Origin of the sequence: Micromonospora sp. WMMC415 (assembly GCF_009707425.1) — a bacterium.
Classification (GTDB): domain Bacteria; phylum Actinomycetota; class Actinomycetes; order Mycobacteriales; family Micromonosporaceae; genus Micromonospora.
Genome location: NZ_CP046104.1, coordinates 3,912,071 through 3,928,737, shown reverse-complemented (window position 1 = coordinate 3,928,737; position 16,667 = coordinate 3,912,071). Strand labels below are relative to the sequence as shown.

Below are 16,667 nucleotides of genomic sequence, written 5' to 3'. Positions count from 1 at the left end.
GACACGAGCGCGCATGTCGATTCATTGTGCGCCGGCGCACGCCAGTAGCCGCCCATGGGAATTGCGTGATGATGACCGTTGTCGGGGGCGTCTTGTATGGTCAGACGCGTAAGTCGCTTTGTCAGAACGAAGCGCGAGGCAACAAATTCTTAGGCAACCGTTCCACGTTTCACCGATGGCGTCCGGATGTAACAAAACGCAACACGAGAGGGGTGGCCGATGGCCGACGACATGGGCTCGACAGTCCCCAGGCGACAGCTCGGGCGAGCACTACGCGACCTGCGCACCGAAGCCCGCATGACCCTCGACGGTGCGGCCGAGGCCATGCAGTGCAGCCGCCAGAAGATGTGGCGCATCGAGACCGGCCTCGGCCCTACCCGCGCCGTCGACGTCAAGGCCATGTGCGAGCTGTACGCCGCCACCCCCGAGCTGACCACCGCCCTCGTCGCCCTCGCCAACGAGACCAAGGCCAAGGGCTGGTGGCACTCCTACGGCGACGCCATCCCAGACTGGTTCGAGCTGTACGTCGGCCTCGAATCCGCCGCGTCCCGTCTACGTGAACACGACGACACCTTGGTCCCTGGGCTTCTCCAGACTCCGGGCTACACGCGAGGCGTCTACCAGAACCGTCCGAACATGCCGCCCGATGAGTTAGAAGAGGTTCTCGAGGTACGCCGGCGACGGCAGGAGATCCTGGTTCGACGCCTTCCGAAAGCACCCAGACTGGAGTGGGTGCTTTCGGAGGCGGTGCTGCTCCGTTGCGTCGGCGGTTCGGCGGTGATGGCTGAGCAGTGTGATCGGCTCCTTGAGCGCACGATCCTGCCCAACGTGTCGATCCGCATCCTGCCGCTGTCCGCCGGTGTCCACTACGGCGCGCTGGCCGGTGCCTTCGTCATGCTGGACTTCCCGCTCGGCAACCGGGTGACCCCCGATCCGTCCGTCGTCTACAGCGAATCGGTCACCGGGGCGCTCTACCTCGACAGGCCTCATGAGTTCGCGGTCTACGAGAAGGTCTGGGCGAGCCTTCTCAGCCTCGCACTTGATAAGGAACAATCGAGAAGGACGATCAGCAAGATCAAGGAAGAGGTCCATCATGGCTGACGACCTGCTCGGCGCTCGGTGGCGCAAGAGCACCCGCAGCGGCGACAACAACGGTAACTGCATCGAGGTAGCCGACAACCTCCCCGGCATCGTCGCTGTACGCGACAGCAAGGACCTGGCCGGGCCGACCCTCACCTTCTCCCGCACCGCCTGGACCACCTTCATCCAAGTAACCACAGCCGAGGGCTGAGACGTAACCCAAAGACAGCGCATCCAGGGACGCTCGGAATGAACTCTCCCCGCCGGGCCAAACCCCAGCGTCAAGCCCGACGGACCTGCGGATGCCTCAACCCCGCTCAACTTCGAAGAGCCTCTATAAGTACCCTGGGCGGATGACGGAGTGGTCTGAGGCTCTGAGCGACGAGTATGCCCGACGGGCGAGACGAGAAGTCTGCGCGCATCTGGCAATGAGTATGGCGACATTCGGCTCGGAGGCGAGGAGGTTTGCCACTGGGCCGAGCAGCACAGCCGACCAGGCTCCATGTATGGTCGCCGCCGGTCTAGTCGGAGCGATTGGCTGCGAGTTAGTATCAGGTGTCGTCGCGCTCGCTTCCGGCCGCTGGGCATATGGCGCTGCTGCACTCGTGCGCCAACTGGTCGAAGTAGAGTATCTGGCTTGGGCCGTAGGAAATGACCCTAGTGATGCTATTGATTGGCTTACGTCAACGAAGCAGCAACGCCTAGCGAAATGGCAGCCAGGGAAGATACGTGGACGGGCCGATAAGCGCTTCCCGAACACCGACTACGGCCATCACTGTGAGGCAGGAGGGCATCCGACACCAGACGCCGGCCGAATCATACTCGACCACCGGGATGCATGGGTGGAGATAGCCCTATACGAGGCTGCCCATCATGGATCAAACGCATGGCACTATCTAATAGAATCCCTTGGCACCTTTAAGATTTCCATGCCCGATTCCCTGGCCGCCACTCACAGTTCGCTAGATGCTGCCATTATAGGATGGCAACAATTGGATCGGTTGACAGGACTACCCAATTTGTGATGTTACTGTTGGAACCGATCAAGAACTCTCCGCCAACGGCCCGCACTATAGTCAGACATCCAACCAGTGCCATCAAGATCAGCAGCGATACGAGCCAGCCGCCCAGATCGATGCCCTTGTCGTTCACCAATTCTGCCAATCTCGAAGAGGTGCGCGCTATGACGGCTCCCAGCCCGCGTCGATTGCATCCTGAAGCCGTTTGCTGAACACGGCATGCGCCTGCGTGTACTCGTTCTCCCGATCCGCCTTGTAGAACGGCGCCGTATACCCATCAGGTACCGGATTCCGGCCAGGATCTACCAGGTGCGCCATTAGTTGCTCATAATGCCGTTTCTCCTGGCCAAAACCGAATGTGTAGGAGTCAGCTGCGATTTTCCGCCCAGTGCCGTCGAACCACGTCTGATCTTCTCGCTCGATCAGGGTAAAATATCGGGAACGAAGCATTGCAAGTAGCTCTTCTAAGCCAATCCCAAGCCAGACCGCCACAAGAGCGTCAATCTCTACTAGGGCCCGCCGCCGTTCACACTCCGCTCGAAAGGGCGTCTCATCTTCCCACACGGGCCCAACATCCCCGAGAGATCGCCCATCCGATCGGCCACACACCCATCGCTCCTGAACCCAGTCCGGATCGAAGAGTTCGCTCCACAAATCTCCGTAGGCATTTGTCATGCAATTAAGCCGGAGCGTTCTTAGCAGAAGGCTAGAGGCCAGAGGATGATCACCATGAGGCATAGGCATCGACCGGCAGTCCAATGCCGTAAGGTCCGCTCTGCCAGTTATGCGAAGCAGGTAATCGAGCGGCAGTGCCGCAAAGAAGCCGCTAGCCAATGCCGTGGACTTGTTGGTGTCAAATGCCAGGCTTTGCACCGCGTGAACGTGCGTTGGGCCGGGCGGAAGTAGGGACGCGAATAGCGATCTCTCCATGTTGAAGGCGATCATGCGGCGCCACGCCAGACGGTAGTAGTCCGTATAACGTTTGCCATTCCACAAATCCTGGCCCGCCCGGCTCTCAAATTCGTCAGGAGTCAGCGCGTAATTCGCCGCAGGAACGAAGTCCCTCGGCATTACAGACAGACTAAGCAAGTCCCAGTCGTGGTTGTTCCTGTAGGGAACCTTGGGCTGCTTGGCGAACGGAGTTGCGATACCGAAGTGGGGGCCTTGAACTACGAGGCCAGCAAGGCAATTGGGCGTCCCTGGTGCCCAGTAAATCAACCCTTCCTTTTTGGCGTTCGCCTCATCGTAACCCCGACTAATAAAGTAGCTATCATCCCCCATTCGCTGGTTGACCAGCGACAACGCGGTGATGGCTCTCTCCTCCGCGACCGTGATCGGCTGGAGAAGAGGCGCGCGGCAGGGCGGCTCGTTCGTGCCAGTCCCCCGTAGACGCTGCCAAACTCTCAAGGTCTCCTCATCAACATGCACAACACGGGCCCTGTGCGGCCGGTTGTCCCACGATCCGCGGTAGCGCTGGCTGGGCATCGGCCCGTCGCCCGAATGCTCAAGCGATTCGACCAAGACTGAGGCTGTATAGAGTCTGCTCAGGTGACTAAACCCGATAGGCTTTTGTTCACCATAAATGTGCAGTCCAAACTCAACGTTTCTATTTGCGTCGGCGAAGGCCCAGTTGGCGCCGTTGACGAAGCCGGCATGGACCCGCAAATGACGATATGAGACTTCACGCAGTGCTGCTTCCTTCGCGCCCGCTAGGTGTGTATCGGGATGCACCAAGCCGGCGATGCCGCCCAAACCGAGATGTGCCCAAACCTGACACATCATCGCACGATAAAGATTTGGGCGAGTTCCGGCAAGCAATGGATAGACGGAAACGTGCGCAAGCACCTCTGCCGTTGCAGCGTTCGAAACGAGTTCCGACAAGAACGCTGACTCGACCAAGAACGACTTGAGTAACTCATTCTTGCGGAGCCGCCATTGCTCCACTGGAGCCCGTTCTTCAAGCCGGAACCACGGATCGTATTCCGCTAGAACTTCGTCTTCTTTCCAGTCCGGACGCACCCAAGGAGGGTTGCCGACCTGGAGGTCGAAGCCGCCCTTCGCGAACGCCTGGGCGAACGTCAGTTCCCAGTGGAAGAAGCCCTGTTGCTCGGCGATCCGCTCGGCAGCGAGCAACCAGGGGAAGCGGTCGGCCAGCATCCACGGCGAGTCCACCCCGATCACGCCGTCGAGCTTCTGCTCAAAGTCGCTTATCTCGGCCAGGCTGTCGAGCTTGCGGCCGTAGAAGCGTTCGGTGTTCTCGTCCACGTCGCTGCGCCCGATCAGCGCCTCCGCGAACGTCAGCCAGTCGTCCAGGTTGGTCAGCGGGACCTGCTTGCGGAGCTGTTCGGCAACGGTCATCCGCCGGGTGCCGGTCGCCTTGGTCGGCAGGGCCATCTGCCGCGGCTCCACGTTGCCGAAGATGTCCGGCGTCTCGTAGACCACCTGCTCCTCATACTCCGGAACGTCCTTGACGTGCGACACCTGGACGGGCGCGGTCGGGTACGCCGCCGGGTCTGAGCCGTCGAGCAGGCCGACCTTGTCCAGCGGCCAGAACCACAGCGCGCACCAGACGTCCATCAGGGTCTTGAGCCGCCAGTACGGCGTGCCGGGCGCGGTCAGGTCGGCGAGGATCTTCTCCCGGGGCACCGCCCCGGTCACCGGCGGCAGGTCGTCGGCGCCCCATACAGCGATGTCGCGGCGGATCTCCCGCTCGGAGATGGCGAGCCGCTGCTGCACCAGCCCCCACAGGAACTCGACCCGCCCGGCGAGCGCCTGCAACCGTTTGACCTGCGAGTTCTTCCCCTTGGCGGACGGCACCCGCTTCATGGCCGTACGCCAGGCTTTGAGCTTGGCGGTCTCGGCCGGCGCCAGCTCGCGGGCCTCCTTTTCCCCCGCGACCGCGCCCCAGCCGTCGGCGGGGAGCAGGAAGTGGTGGATGGTGCCCTCGTCGATCGGCCCGTCCCGGAACGGCTTCTCCGCCGGGGCGGTGGTCAGCCAGGACTTGTCGGCGAGTTGCTTCGGGTCGTAGGTCTTGCGGCCGCAGCCGATGAGCGAGTTGCCGCGTTGCAGGTGCAGGCCGAACCAGGGCGCTTGCAGGCCGGCGTGCATGACGTTGAGCCAGAGCGACACCTCGGCCAGTTCGACGGCGGTGCGGTTGAGGTCGACGCCGTAGCTGTTGTGCAGCGCGATGTACGCCTTCACCCGCTGGAGTTCGAGGTGGTACTGCTCCGGGTCCAGATCGATCTTCAGCTCGTGGGCGCGGCGGCGCAGGTACTCGGCGGCGACCTGGTTGATCGCCTCGTTGAGGAACGCGCCGGAGCCGAGCGCCGGCTCGCAGATCGTCCAGTCCAGCAGCTCCCGGGCCGGTGTGGTGGTGCCGTCCTGGTCGAGGCGGTACTTCAGGGCGAGCTGGACGGTGACCTCGGTCAGCGACTGCGGGGTGTAGTAGGAGGCGCTGGTCTGCCGGTCCCGGCCGGCGAGCCGGTAGACGAACGCGCCGGGGGTGTAGCTGACCCGGCTGCGCACGCCCGTGTACGGGTCCTCCTTGTAGACGAAGAGGCTGTCGTCGTACTCGTCGGCCTTGGAGGCCGGGATCATCCACGAGCCGTCCTTCGGGTCACCGCCCTTGGCGACCTCGTAGAGCTGCTCAGTGGCGACAAAACCGGTGTACGACATCAGGCCCTCGTAGACCGCGCCGAGCTGGTTGATGCCGAGCTGGGCGTACGAGATGAAGCCGCCGCGGCGCTTCCTGCCGCCCTTGGTGAGCATCAGCCGGCGCAGCACCTCGTAGAGGACCTTGTTGCGCAGCCGGGTGTCGATCTTCGGGCCGTCTGGATCGTCGGGGTCGCTGCCAGGGCGCGGAATCATGTCCTCGCCGATGAGCTTGGTCTTCTCCGGCAGGAACAGATCGGACTTCATCGGCTCGAAGCGCAGGCCCTCGGACTCGCTCGCCTTCTCCTCGATCTCCGCGCCGCCGCGCGGCCGGTGGCCCTCGTTGACCATGCGGAACAGCAGGTCCAGCGACTCGTACAGGTGGAAGCCGCCCTCGGCGGAGGGGGCGAGCCGGCGGGCGACCAGGTCGCCGATGCGGGCGAGGCTGTAGCCCTCGACGTACTGCGGGTCGTTGACCGGGAGTACGCCCAGCTCGGGGCGGGCCTCGGCGTAGAGCAGGAAGAGGATCCGGTACAGGTAGCGCAGTGCCTCCCGGCCGAGTTCCTTGGCCAGCTCGTCGAGCTCCATCACCTGCTGCGGCTGGTAGCCGGCCTGGCGGATCCGGTCGAGGACCTCGTTGGCGATGAGTTCGACGGAGACCTTGAGGCCCTCGCGGAGTTCGCTGGATACGCCGACGGCGTGCTGGCGGGAGCCGGCGACCAGGTCGGCGAGGGGTTCGGTGCCGCCCTCGGCGGGCGGGCGCAGCGAGTCGGCCCCGAAGAGGGCGGCGACGACGTCGTACTCCTTGTCGTCGTTGCGGGCGTACGCGGTGTCGAGGCTGACGGCCAGGTAGCGACCCTCGCCCCAGGCGGCCCGGTCGGCGAGGGTGACCACGCCGCCGCTGAGGATGAGCACGTAGCGGGGCGGGCTATCGGCGGCGAAGAGCCAGGAGGCGAGTTTCGCGCCGGTCTCGATGGTCTCGTTGCCGGGCAGGGTGACCGGGTCGAGCAGCCGGCCGGCGCCGTCCGGATCCTGGGCGGCTTCGGTGTCGACGGCCCAGCCGCAGTCGAGCGCGACGATGCCGTGTGCGCTGTCCAGCTCGGCGTGGGCGACCTTGATCTCCTGCTCGTGGCCGGCCCGCTCGACGGTGATGGTCTGCGGCTGCGGCTCGAAGCCGAGCGCTTTCAGCACCTCCTGGTGCAGCTTGCGCAGCCGCTCCGGATCGAAGAACTCGTCGTCTGCCAGCTCGGTCTTGCGCTCGAAGTAGGGTCGCCGGAGGCCGCGCAGTCCGGTACGCGGCGTCTGCCCACCGGACTTCTCGGTCTCCGCCCACTGCTTGAGCAGGCCGACCTTGAGGGTGGTGGGCAGGATCTCGGCCAGGTAGTGCGCGGAGAGGTACTCGCCGCGGTTGGTCAGCGACTCGAAACTCATGCTGCACTCTCCGGGGACGGGACGAGGACGGCGAGCACTCGCAGCAGCGGGTCGCCGGCGGTTTCCAAGCGGTCGAGCAGGTCCTTCTGCTCCTGGACGGTCGCGTCTACGCGCTGGCGGCGCTTCTCGCGGTGCGCACCCGATAGCTCGTCGAAGAGGCTGGCCTGCTGGAAGTGGGTGAGCTGCTCGCGGTATCTCCGTAGCGGCTCGGCGTTGGCCTCGGCCCACTCGTCGCGCTTGCCCTCCAGGTACTGGCGGGCGGCATCGACGGCCTGCGGCAGGAGTTGCGTGAGCGGTTCGAGCGCCACAGCGTCCGCGCGGTTGACCATCGTCGGGCCGACGTTGGCTTCGCGGAGGACCTCGTCCATGGGCCGGATCTCCGGCGACGCGGGCAGGCCGGAGACGGCCATCCACTGGACCACGGTGGGTTGGCCGAGGCGATTGGCGTAGACGCCCTGGATCAGGAAGACCGGGGCGGTCACGTCGGCGGTGAGGACCGGGGCCTGCTGGCGGCCCAGCCGGATGAGCACCTTGTCGACCAGCCAGTCGACTATCGGGTGCACGTCGCTGAGGAACGCGATCTCCGGCCACATCGGAGTCTTGCTCTGCCGGGCCTGGTCGAGCTTCCGCTGCGCGAGCTTGCGGTCGAAGGTGACCTTCAGGCGCAGGTCCTCGCCCTCGCGGTGGGCGCGCAGGTAGGTGCGGGGCAGGTCGGTGAGCCGGTGCACCAGGTCGTCAGGGGCGAGGAAGGTCAGCAGTTCGTCCTCGCGGCGCAGGTCGATGTGGTCCTCGGGCCGGTCGTCGTAGATCTCATGCAGGGCGGCGTCGACGAATTCGCGGGTGGAATCGAACAGCTTCGGCACCCGGGCCTGCGCGACGTCGGCGGCGACGGGTGCGGTGCCGACCTCGCCGAAGAGGTCGGCCATCACGTCGATCTCGGCATGGGCGGCCTCGTAGGACTCGTCCACGGTCCTGCCGGCGAGCAGGTCGCGGACCAGCCGGTCCTCCTCGGCCTTGGCGTCGTACAGTCCGGTAGCGGCCTCGACGCTGCCGAGGCTGCGGTGGGCGTTCTCCTCCCGCTTGAGCAGCTTCTCGGAGACCGTGCGGTCGTCCTTCGCGTCCTCGCGGTCGGAGGTGAGGATCAGCGCGCGGAACTGCGGCTGGTGCTTCTGCCCGTACCGGTCGATACGGCCGTTGCGCTGCTCGATGCGGATCAGGCTCCACGGGATGTCGTAGTGGATCAGGTGGTGGCACTGCTGGTGCAGGTTGACGCCCTCAGAGGCGACGTCGCCGGTGAAGAGCAGCCGCACCTCGCTGCCGGCCAGCTCGAACTCCTGCAGGATCCGCTGCTCGTCCTGGTCGGCGACACCACCGTGCAGCACCCGGACGGCGTTCGGCTTGAGGCCGAGCAGGCCGGGCACGACTTCGGCGAGCCACTTGATGGTCGGCACCCGTTCGGAGAAGACCACCGCCCGGGTGTCGCTGCCCTTGCCGACACCGATCTTCTTCAGCTCTTCAATGAGGGTTTGGAGCTTGCTGGAGTCCCGGTCGGTCATCGCCGAGGTCAGCTCCGCGAGCCGGTCCAGCGCCGCACGCTCGGTGCCAGTGGCCTTCTTCTGCCGGGTCTTCACGGTCTCGTGCAGTGCGCGGTGGGAGGAGAGGAAGGACTTCAACAGCGTGTACGGGAAGAGCCGGTGCTGGCCGGTGATCGCCTCGTCGCTCCACTTGCCGGCCAGCCACACGTCGGTCAGCTCGTCGAAGATCTGCTCCTCAAGGTGACTGGCCGCGCAGTGCACCGCCTTGGACGGGCCGCGGTCGGCCCAGCGGTCGCCCATCTGGTCGCGCACCTCGGGGCTGATCTTCGTGCGGCGCAGGTAGAGGTGGGCGATGTCCTTGGCCTCGTACTCCTTCTCGTTGGCGATGGCCGCCGGGTCGAGCAGCGAGATCAGCTGGGCGAAGGACTCCCGGTTGCCGTTGTGGGGGGTGGCGCTGGCCAGCAGCAGCGCGTCGGTCTTCGCGGCGAGCCGGCGGGCCAACTCGTTGCGCTTTGTGCCCTTGTTGATGAGGTTGTGGGACTCGTCGATGACGACGACGTCCCAGGTGGTCGCGTCGAGGTGGTGGCCGAACTGGCCGGCGTCCTTCAGGGTGTCGACCGAGATGATGGCCCGCTTGAAGTAGGTGAACGGGTTCCGCCCGGCGGGGATCTCCTGCTGGATGCGCTGGATGCCGGTCGAGTCGAGCCGGACGAGGGGGATGGCGAACCGGGTCCAGAGTTCCCGCTGGAACTGTTCGAGGACCTGCTGCGGCGAGACGACCAGGATGCGGTCGCCCCGGCCCCGGCGGATCAGCTCGGCGAGGATCAGCCCGATCTCCAGGGTCTTGCCCAGGCCGACCACGTCGGCGAGCAGGATCCGCGGCCGCAGCCCGGACAGCGCCAGCTCGACCGGGCGCTGCTGGTAGGTCAGCGGGTCGAGCAGAAACCGGTCGACCAGGGCAAGACCGCGCTCGGTGCGCGGCAGCGGGGTACGCCGCAGCACGGCCTCCAGGAACAGCCGGCTCTGCCGGAAGCGCGACGAGGTGTCCCGGACCAGGACAGTGTCCTCGGGGCGCATCGCCTGGATGTCTTCCAGGTCGGTGAAGAAGGTGGCCTCGACGTCCTGCACGAACTCGGAGACGCCGACGGCCTTGATCATGGCGCCGTCCGCGGTGCCGGTCTTGACGCTGCGGACCAGCCACTCCTCGTCCCGGACGACGATGCGGGAGCCCGGGGCGAAGGTGGCGTCCTGGGAGGTGGTCATCGGTGGTGCCTTCCTACAGGGTCGAGCGGCGGGCGTACTGGCGGCGAACCTTGTCGACCAGCCACTTCACGTCGGCGCGCGGGCTGGTAGGCCGCTCGGAGTCGACCTTCGTTGGCGTCGTCTCGGGCACCTCTGCGGTGCTCTCCTCCTCGACGACGGGCAGGTCTTCCGGGTCCTGCTTCGGATCATCCAGATCCGGCGGGACCAACAGCTCGGTGTCGCCGTCGTAGGTAAGAGCGGCGACCTCCTGGCGCAGGTCGTGGACGGTCTTGCCGCTGCTGGCGGTGGCGACCGCCAGCAGCCGGGTCTGGACATCGCCGAGCCCGGGCCGGGCGGTCGGGTCGAACGCCAGCATCGCGCCCAGCAACTGCACCAGCTCGGCCGGCACGCCGGAGAGGTCCGGCAGGTCGCTCGGCTCGGTGATCCGCAGCAGCAGGTTCCAGGAGTTCGTCGGCGGATAGAGACCGTGCCCGGTGAGGGCGAAGACCAGCGCCGCGGCAAGGCCGTAGATGTCGACGGCGGCGGTCAGCTCCCGCTCCCCCCGGACCTGCTCCGGCGACATGTAGGCGGGCGTGCCGACGAGCGCTCCGGCTTCGGTCAGGTAATGCTCGCGATCGATCAGCACCGCCAAGCCGAAGTCGATCAGCTTCGGGCCGTCCGGGCCGAGGATGATGTTCTGCGGCTTGAGGTCGCGGTGCAGGAGCCCGACCTGGTGCACCTTGGCCAGGCCGTCGGCGAGCATGGCCCCGACCATCGCGGCCATCGGTAGAGAGAGCGGACCCTTGGCGTCGACGTGCTGGCGCAGCGTCGCACCGGGCACATATTCGACTGCCAGCCAGGCCGGCTCACCCGTGGTGTCGGCGTCTTCCAGACGCGCCACCCGGGACCCGAACACCAGCTTGAGGCTCTCCACCTCGGCGGCGAACCGCTCCCGCACGGTCGGCGCTCCGAGAAGCTCCTGCTTGATCACCTTGAGCGCGACCCGGTCGGCGGTGGGCGAGACCGCGAAGTACACCGTCCCCATGCCGCCCGAGCCGAGCGGCCGGAGCACCTCGTACCCGCCGACCTTCTCCAGCGCCATCAGACCCCCCACGCAGTGACACTCACCTGCACCGATGCGCCCGCCGCCGGCCCCACGCCCGGCGGACGCATGACCGTACAACGTTGGACGATCACGATGCCAGCAGCCGAACGGCGGTTCTTCCGCACCGCAAGTTTCATGCTCCGTCTTGCGGGCGCAGACTGCCCTGGGCCAGGCCATCGGCGGTGAGCTGCACCAGCTCAGCACCCAACACGGCGGCCTGTCGGATTGCCGACTCGAACGCATCGAGGCGCCGGAACGCCTCCCCGTGCGCCCGCTGCTCCTCCAGCGGCAGTCGCCGTACCAGCGCCCGCCGGATGTCGAACCGCAGCGTGCCGGACAGGCTCGACGCCTGCTTCTCGTTTGCCGTGTTGCGCAGCTGCCCGGCCAGGAACCACGGGTCCAGCGCGGCCGGGTTGGGCCGCAGCAGGTACATGTTCGCCCCGAGCACCGCCTTCTCGTCGGTGATAACGCGAGCGGTGATGCGGCGGGCGACCACCGGCACGACGACGTCCCCCGGTGCGAGCTGGATCGGCTCCCCCGCCGGCCGGTCGCCTCGTGATGACGGCGCGGTCCCCTCGATGACGTCTCGCGCGTGCAGCACCGGAAGCTCCGACTGACCATCGCTGTCGCGGGCCGCCCGTACCGGCCCGATCAGTTGCAACGCCCCCATCCGGGCCAGCTCGGCGACCGGCACGGCCGGTGACGCCGCCCCGTCGGGCGTGGGCGCGACCTGCGGGATCAGCGCCGGCAGGTCCCGCACGACGGCGGCGAGCCGCTCTCTCGTGCGCACCATCTGCTCCCCCGTCCGCTCGCCCCCGCCGGCGGGCTGGCGGCGCGCGGGCGTGAGGTCGACCTCCTCGTCGAGCAGCTCGATGACGGGGACCGCGCGGGCGAAGCCGGCCTCCTCGACGTCCGCGTCGGGTGCGGCGGTGAAGGCCTGCCAGGTGGCGAGGATCCGCGGGGCCAGCTCCGCGAGGTCGCCGTCGGCCGCGTCGACCAGCAGGGTCCGCGCCGGTGGCGGTGCGTCCGGGGCGGGGCGCCGCAGCACCCACAGATGCAGGGGTACGCCGTGCGGCGCGGCCACCCCGCTGGGCAGCGCGATGACGGCGCGAAGTGCGCCGCGGCGCAGCAGTTCGGCGCGGATCCGCCGGCCGGTGCGGCGGCCCGCCGCGGTGGGTGGCATGAGGAGTACGGCGTGTCCGCCGGCGTTCAGGTGTGCCAGGCAGTGCTGCGCCCAGGCCAGCTCCGGTTCGGTACGTGGTGGCACGCCGCCGTACTGCCAGCGTGGGTCGTAGCTGAGTTCCTCGTGCCCCCAGGTGGTGACGCCGAACGGCGGGTGGCAGACGGCTGCGTCGAAGGTGCGGCCGGGGAAGGCGTCGGCGCGTAACGAATCACCGGGGCGGACCTCGCCGGGGACCTCACGTAGCGCGAGCCACAGCCCGGCGAGGGTGGCGAGGTCCTGGTCGAGCTCCTGCCCGTACGCCTCGGTGCAGCCGGCGCGGACCGCGGCCCGCAGGGTGGCGCCGGAGCCGGCGGCCGGGTCGAAGATGGTGCCGCCCTCGGCGGCGGTGAGCCGGACCATGAGGTCGGCCAGCTCGTCCGGGGTGGCCCAGGGGCGGCCGGGGGCGGGCGCGGAGAAGCGTTGCCACAGCTCGTCGAAGGCGGCCGGTGGCGTGAGCTCGTCGGCGAGGGCGTCGACGTCCGGCAGCAGCGGCTTCACGGCCGGGTCGATCGCCACACCGCTGGGGCGTTTCCCGCCGCGCTGTCGACTGAGGAGCTGGGCGCCAACGCCGGCGAGCGCCGCCGCTGGGCTCTCGGTGACCGCGGCGAGGTGCCGCCAGAGCCGCTCGGCGCGGGACAGCTCGGGAAGTTTGCCCTGCTCGCGTAGCCACGTCTCGACCTCGCCGAGGTCGAACTCGGGGCTGGCCGCCGTGCCGCCGACCGGGCTCGGGAAGTCCGGGTGGCGTTTGCGCCAGTTGCTGACGGCGGCGCGGCCGACCCCGGCGAGCCGGGCGATCTCCGCCGCCGTGATAGTCGGGTTCACCTGCACCTCCGCAGTGTGTCACACATGTCAAGCATTATGCTTGTTGACAGTGTTCACGGCTCATGCTCTTATTGACGCCGCAACGTTCACACCAGGAGGACAACGATGCGCAAGACCACCACGTTCGCCCTGTTCGCCACCGCCCTCATCGCGCTGGGCTGCGGCGCCGGCGCCACCGACGAGGCCGGCAGCTCCGGCGGCAGCGACACCGCCGCCAAGGGCGAGGACAAGCCCAAGACGGCGAAGATCGGCCAGGCCGTCCGGGACGGGAAGTTCGAGTTCACCGTGAAGTCGAACAAGTGCGGCGTCGCCAAGGTCGGCTCCGACCTGATCGGCGACAAGGCCCAGGGCCAGTTCTGCCTCGTCACCGTCAACGTGAAGAACATCGGCAAGGAGGCTCAGACGCTGGACGGCAGCAGCCAGAAGGCCTACTCGGCGGACGGCACCGAGTACTCCTCCGACACCGAGGCGGGCCTCTACGCCAACAAGGACGGCAGCACCTTCTTCGAGGAGATCAACCCCGGCAACCAGGTGACCGGAGTGTTCGTCTTCGACATCCCGAAGAACGTCAAGCTCACCAAGCTCGAGCTGCACGACTCGGCCTTCTCCGGCGGCGTCGAGGTCGCCCTCAGCTGACCCCTCCCCCTGTCGGGGCGGGCCCCTCCCCGCCCGCCCCGACTGTTCACAGCTCGCCGTTCACACCAGGAGTACGCCATGACCGACCCGACCGCGCCCGTTCCGCCCGACCAGCCCGCAACCCCGCCAACCTCGGTCGATCCGGAAGAGGCGGCGACTCCAGCCGTCGCGCCGACGAGTGGGAAGCGCAACGGAAAGCTCCTGCTGGCTGTGGCGGCGACCGCCTTGCTGTTCATCGGCGTCGGAGGTGCTGCCGCTTTGATGAGCGGCGACTCCGAGGCCGAAGGCGAGGCGGAGAAGAAGCAGTCCGAACTCGCCGCGGCCCGGGAAGAGTGCAGCCCCGGCAACACCCTCTACGCCGAGCTTGGCGACGAGGGTAGGACGTTGACCCTCCACGGCGCCGGCGAGGAAGACGCAGGCCTCTCTTACAGCGTTCTCCTGTGCTACTGGCAGGCACTCGATGTCCCGGACGCGATCGTCTCGGAGATCGGTGCCACCCGCGCGCTCGACGGTCGACAGAGCGGCGAGTGGGACAAGATGCGCGCTTCCTGGAGCTACCACCCGGACCACGGGCTCCAGATGGTCCTCACCACCGCCGACTGATCACGCGGGCTCGCCCGATCCACTTCGCCGTTCCTCGACCTCGGGACAGGAGAACTCGCCATGAGCGATCAGCACAAGTTCGGGCACGAGCACCCCGCCGAGCGGACCGTCCCCGCGCCGCAACTCCCCCATCCCCCGGTCAACCCTGCCGTACCGCCCGCAGCTACGGCCCCTCCGCTCGGGGCCACCCTTCCGGGAGCTGCCCTGCCGGGCAAGGGCTCCAACGCGCGCGCCTGGCTGGTCGGCGGCCTCGCTCTCGTCGTCGCCCTGTGCTGCGGTGGCGCCGTCATCGGTGCGATCAGTGCCGGCGACCCCGAGGAGACCACCGGCGCTAGCAGCTCGCAGTCGGCGACTCCGACCAGCAGCGCCCCCACCACCGCTGCGCCGACGTCCGCCGCCCCCACCACGGCCGCTCCCGCGACGACCGCCCCGGAACCGACGATGCCTCCGCCGGCTCCGAAGCCGAAGGTGATCAAGGGCCGCGGCGACGACGTGGTGCGCATCCCCGACCTCACCGACCTGGCGGTCATCAAGTTCGCCTGCAAGTGTTCCAGCAACACCGTCCTGCGCAGCGATGGTGACGGCCTGCTCGTCAACGAGATCGGCTCCTACACGGGCAAGCGGTGGATCAATCTCGAGGACGGCTCGCTCACCACCCAGTTCGAGATCGAGGCGTCCGGGTCCTGGACCCTGACGATCGGCACGGTGGACCAGATGGCCACCAAGGCTCCCACCGGGAAGGCCGCCGGCAAGGGCGACGACGTGATCGTGATGGACGGCGCGGCGACCGCCGCGAAGATCACCCACTCGCGAGGCGACTCGAACTTCGTCGTCCATGCCTACTCCCTGGAGACCGGTGAGGGCGGCCTGCTGGTCAACGAGATCGGCGGCTACTCCGGTGTCCGGCCGCTGGAGGCGCCCGCCCTCGTCCAGATCACCGCCGACGGCAACTGGACCATCACGCCGGCCTGATCCGTCTGCGACATCAGCTCCACAGCGCCGAGGCGAGCACCATCGTCCGGCTCCCCTCCCCCATCCTCGCGAGACGTCAGGAGGCGTCGTGCGTACCGATGAGTTCCTGCGCGCCCTGGACCACCTCCCCGCTCCCCTGCACGACCGGGCCGTCGCCCTCCGGTCCTACGCCCGGCCGACCCGCTGCGCGGACTGTCAGCGCATCGGCGACGCCGTGCGGCTGGCCCTGACCGCCGTGCACTGGGACGAGCTCGACTCGGCGCGGCACCTGCTCGACGGGGCGGAGCAGCAGGCCGCGGTGCATGGCGCGTCGTGCCGGCCGCGCCCGGACGACCAGCACGGTCGCGGCCGGGTCGGCCGCTGGGCGGGGACGTCCGCGCCGCTGGTCGCCGCGACCGACGCGAGCTGGAAGGGGCGCGCCGGCGGCATCGCGTACGTCGTCAGCGACGGCCACTACGGCCTACGTGGCCGGGGCACCGGCCCGATGGACCCCACCGGTCGCTCCCGGGTGCTGATCAACGAGCTGCGCGCGGTCGACTTCCTGCTCGGCGGGTACGACGAGGTGCCCGCGGGGATGGCCGTGCTCCTGGACAGCCTGGCCGCCCTGCGCTACCTGCGCCGCTGGCAGACCGGTGAGACCGGCGTGATGCCGAGCGGGTACAGCCTGCGGCCGCGCCGGTGGTCGCCCCAGCCCACCCTCGTCCGCCTGGCGGAGCTGGTGAGCCGGCGACCCGATCTGTCCTTCGCCCACGTGAAGGGACACACCGGCCACGCGCTCAACGAGGCCGCCGACGCCCTGTCGCACATGGCGCGCCGCCGGCTCGGCGAAACCTTCGACGTCCGTCCGCGGGCACACGCCCTGGTCGACGCGTTCTTGCGCGACTGGCACGCCGCCCGCTGACCACACGGGAGTCAAGCACCCATGAACCAGAGCCCGAACGCCCAGCCGCCGGCAGCGCCCGGCCCCGACAACGAGACGCACCGCGCGGTGGCGCACCAGATCGTCACCCGGCGGTACGTGGAGCGGCGGATCGCCGAGCTGCCCACCGGCCCCGAAGCGGCGGACGCCCGGCTGCGCGGCCTGCTGGCCATCTTCGACGACATCACCGCCAAGGGTCACCCCGAGCCGTTGACGTTGCTGGCCGCCGTCCTGGGCATCCCCGTCGGGACGCTCGTGACCCACCTGCGGGCCGCCGGCCGTCCGTGGGGTGAGAACCGATGACCTACCTGCCAAACCACGAGCCCGGCCGGCCGTACCCGGCTGGCCCGCCCGGCCCGTACCCCTCGCTGCCCGCCGGACCGGCGCCCTACGCGGCGCCGCCGCTGCGACCGCCGCTGACGTCGGGCCT

Annotated in this window: 11 protein-coding genes; 7 read left to right on the top strand and 4 right to left on the bottom strand. The window is 68.0% G+C overall.

Annotation, left to right across the window (positions count from 1 at the left end; translation table 11 throughout):
• Positions 1–219: 219 nt before the first annotated feature.
• Together GKC29_RS18435 and GKC29_RS18430 are read left to right on the top strand one after the other, a co-directional pair.
• The gene (locus tag GKC29_RS18435) at positions 220–1,101 is read left to right on the top strand and encodes a helix-turn-helix transcriptional regulator (RefSeq protein WP_155332008.1); all 882 of its coding nucleotides are present in this window, start codon (positions 220–222) and stop codon (positions 1,099–1,101) included.
• Entirely contained in the window at positions 1,094–1,291 is a 198-nt protein-coding gene (locus tag GKC29_RS18430) for a DUF397 domain-containing protein (protein WP_155332007.1), read from the top strand. Before GKC29_RS18435 ends, GKC29_RS18430 begins: the two co-directional genes overlap by 8 nt.
• Before the next feature lie 970 nt (positions 1,292–2,261).
• Here GKC29_RS18430 and GKC29_RS18425 read toward each other — a convergent pair.
• From GKC29_RS18425 to GKC29_RS18410, 4 genes are all read right to left on the bottom strand, one after another.
• Positions 2,262–7,181: a class I SAM-dependent DNA methyltransferase gene (locus GKC29_RS18425; protein ID WP_155332006.1), complete on the bottom strand. Its 4,920-nt coding sequence runs from the start codon at positions 7,179–7,181 to the stop codon at positions 2,262–2,264.
• A complete protein-coding gene (locus tag GKC29_RS18420) occupies positions 7,178–9,979 on the bottom strand; it encodes a helicase-related protein (protein WP_155332005.1) in 2,802 nt (933 codons plus the stop codon). Before GKC29_RS18420 ends, GKC29_RS18425 begins: the two co-directional genes overlap by 4 nt.
• Positions 9,980–9,992: 13 nt before the next feature.
• Positions 9,993–11,072 (bottom strand): serine/threonine-protein kinase, encoded by a 1,080-nt coding sequence (locus GKC29_RS18415; RefSeq protein WP_230688692.1) that lies wholly within the window; start codon positions 11,070–11,072, stop codon positions 9,993–9,995.
• Positions 11,073–11,196: 124 nt separating this feature from the next.
• Positions 11,197–13,107, bottom strand: a complete 1,911-nt coding sequence (locus GKC29_RS18410) for an N-6 DNA methylase (RefSeq protein WP_230688691.1) — start codon at positions 13,105–13,107, stop codon at positions 11,197–11,199.
• Between the two features lie 105 nt (positions 13,108–13,212).
• Between GKC29_RS18410 and GKC29_RS18405 the strand changes: the two genes are divergently transcribed.
• From GKC29_RS18405 to GKC29_RS18385, 5 genes are all read left to right on the top strand, one after another.
• Entirely contained in the window at positions 13,213–13,743 is a 531-nt protein-coding gene (locus GKC29_RS18405; RefSeq protein WP_155332004.1) for a DUF4352 domain-containing protein, read from the top strand.
• A 78-nt stretch (positions 13,744–13,821) separates the two neighbouring features.
• The gene (locus GKC29_RS18400; RefSeq protein ID WP_155332003.1) at positions 13,822–14,346 is read left to right on the top strand and encodes a hypothetical protein; all 525 of its coding nucleotides are present in this window, start codon (positions 13,822–13,824) and stop codon (positions 14,344–14,346) included.
• Between the two features lie 60 nt (positions 14,347–14,406).
• On the top strand, positions 14,407–15,318 hold the full coding sequence (locus GKC29_RS29605) for a hypothetical protein (RefSeq protein WP_196255649.1): 912 nt from the start codon (positions 14,407–14,409) through the stop codon (positions 15,316–15,318).
• 88 nt (positions 15,319–15,406) lie between these two features.
• Positions 15,407–16,219, top strand: a complete 813-nt coding sequence (locus GKC29_RS18390) for a ribonuclease HI (RefSeq protein WP_155332002.1) — start codon at positions 15,407–15,409, stop codon at positions 16,217–16,219.
• 21 nt (positions 16,220–16,240) lie between these two features.
• Positions 16,241–16,540 carry a hypothetical protein gene (locus GKC29_RS18385; RefSeq protein WP_155332001.1) on the top strand — a complete coding sequence of 100 codons (300 nt, stop codon included), beginning with the start codon at positions 16,241–16,243 and terminating at the stop codon, positions 16,538–16,540.
• The last annotated feature ends 127 nt before the right edge of the window (positions 16,541–16,667 follow it).

What these genes read in the sequence shown, in the direction of transcription:
- GKC29_RS18435 (WP_155332008.1), top strand. Translation starts at nt 220, where the DNA reads ATGGCCGACGACATGGGCTCGACAGTCCCCAGGCGACAGCTCGGGCGA.
- GKC29_RS18430 (WP_155332007.1), top strand. Translation starts at nt 1,094, where the DNA reads ATGGCTGACGACCTGCTCGGCGCTCGGTGGCGCAAGAGCACCCGCAGC.
- GKC29_RS18425 (WP_155332006.1), bottom strand. Translation starts at nt 7,181, where the DNA reads ATGAGTTTCGAGTCGCTGACCAACCGCGGCGAGTACCTCTCCGCGCAC.
- GKC29_RS18420 (WP_155332005.1), bottom strand. Translation starts at nt 9,979, where the DNA reads ATGACCACCTCCCAGGACGCCACCTTCGCCCCGGGCTCCCGCATCGTC.
- GKC29_RS18405 (WP_155332004.1), top strand. Translation starts at nt 13,213, where the DNA reads ATGCGCAAGACCACCACGTTCGCCCTGTTCGCCACCGCCCTCATCGCG.
- GKC29_RS18400 (WP_155332003.1), top strand. Translation starts at nt 13,822, where the DNA reads ATGACCGACCCGACCGCGCCCGTTCCGCCCGACCAGCCCGCAACCCCG.
- GKC29_RS29605 (WP_196255649.1), top strand. Translation starts at nt 14,407, where the DNA reads ATGAGCGATCAGCACAAGTTCGGGCACGAGCACCCCGCCGAGCGGACC.
- GKC29_RS18385 (WP_155332001.1), top strand. Translation starts at nt 16,241, where the DNA reads ATGAACCAGAGCCCGAACGCCCAGCCGCCGGCAGCGCCCGGCCCCGAC.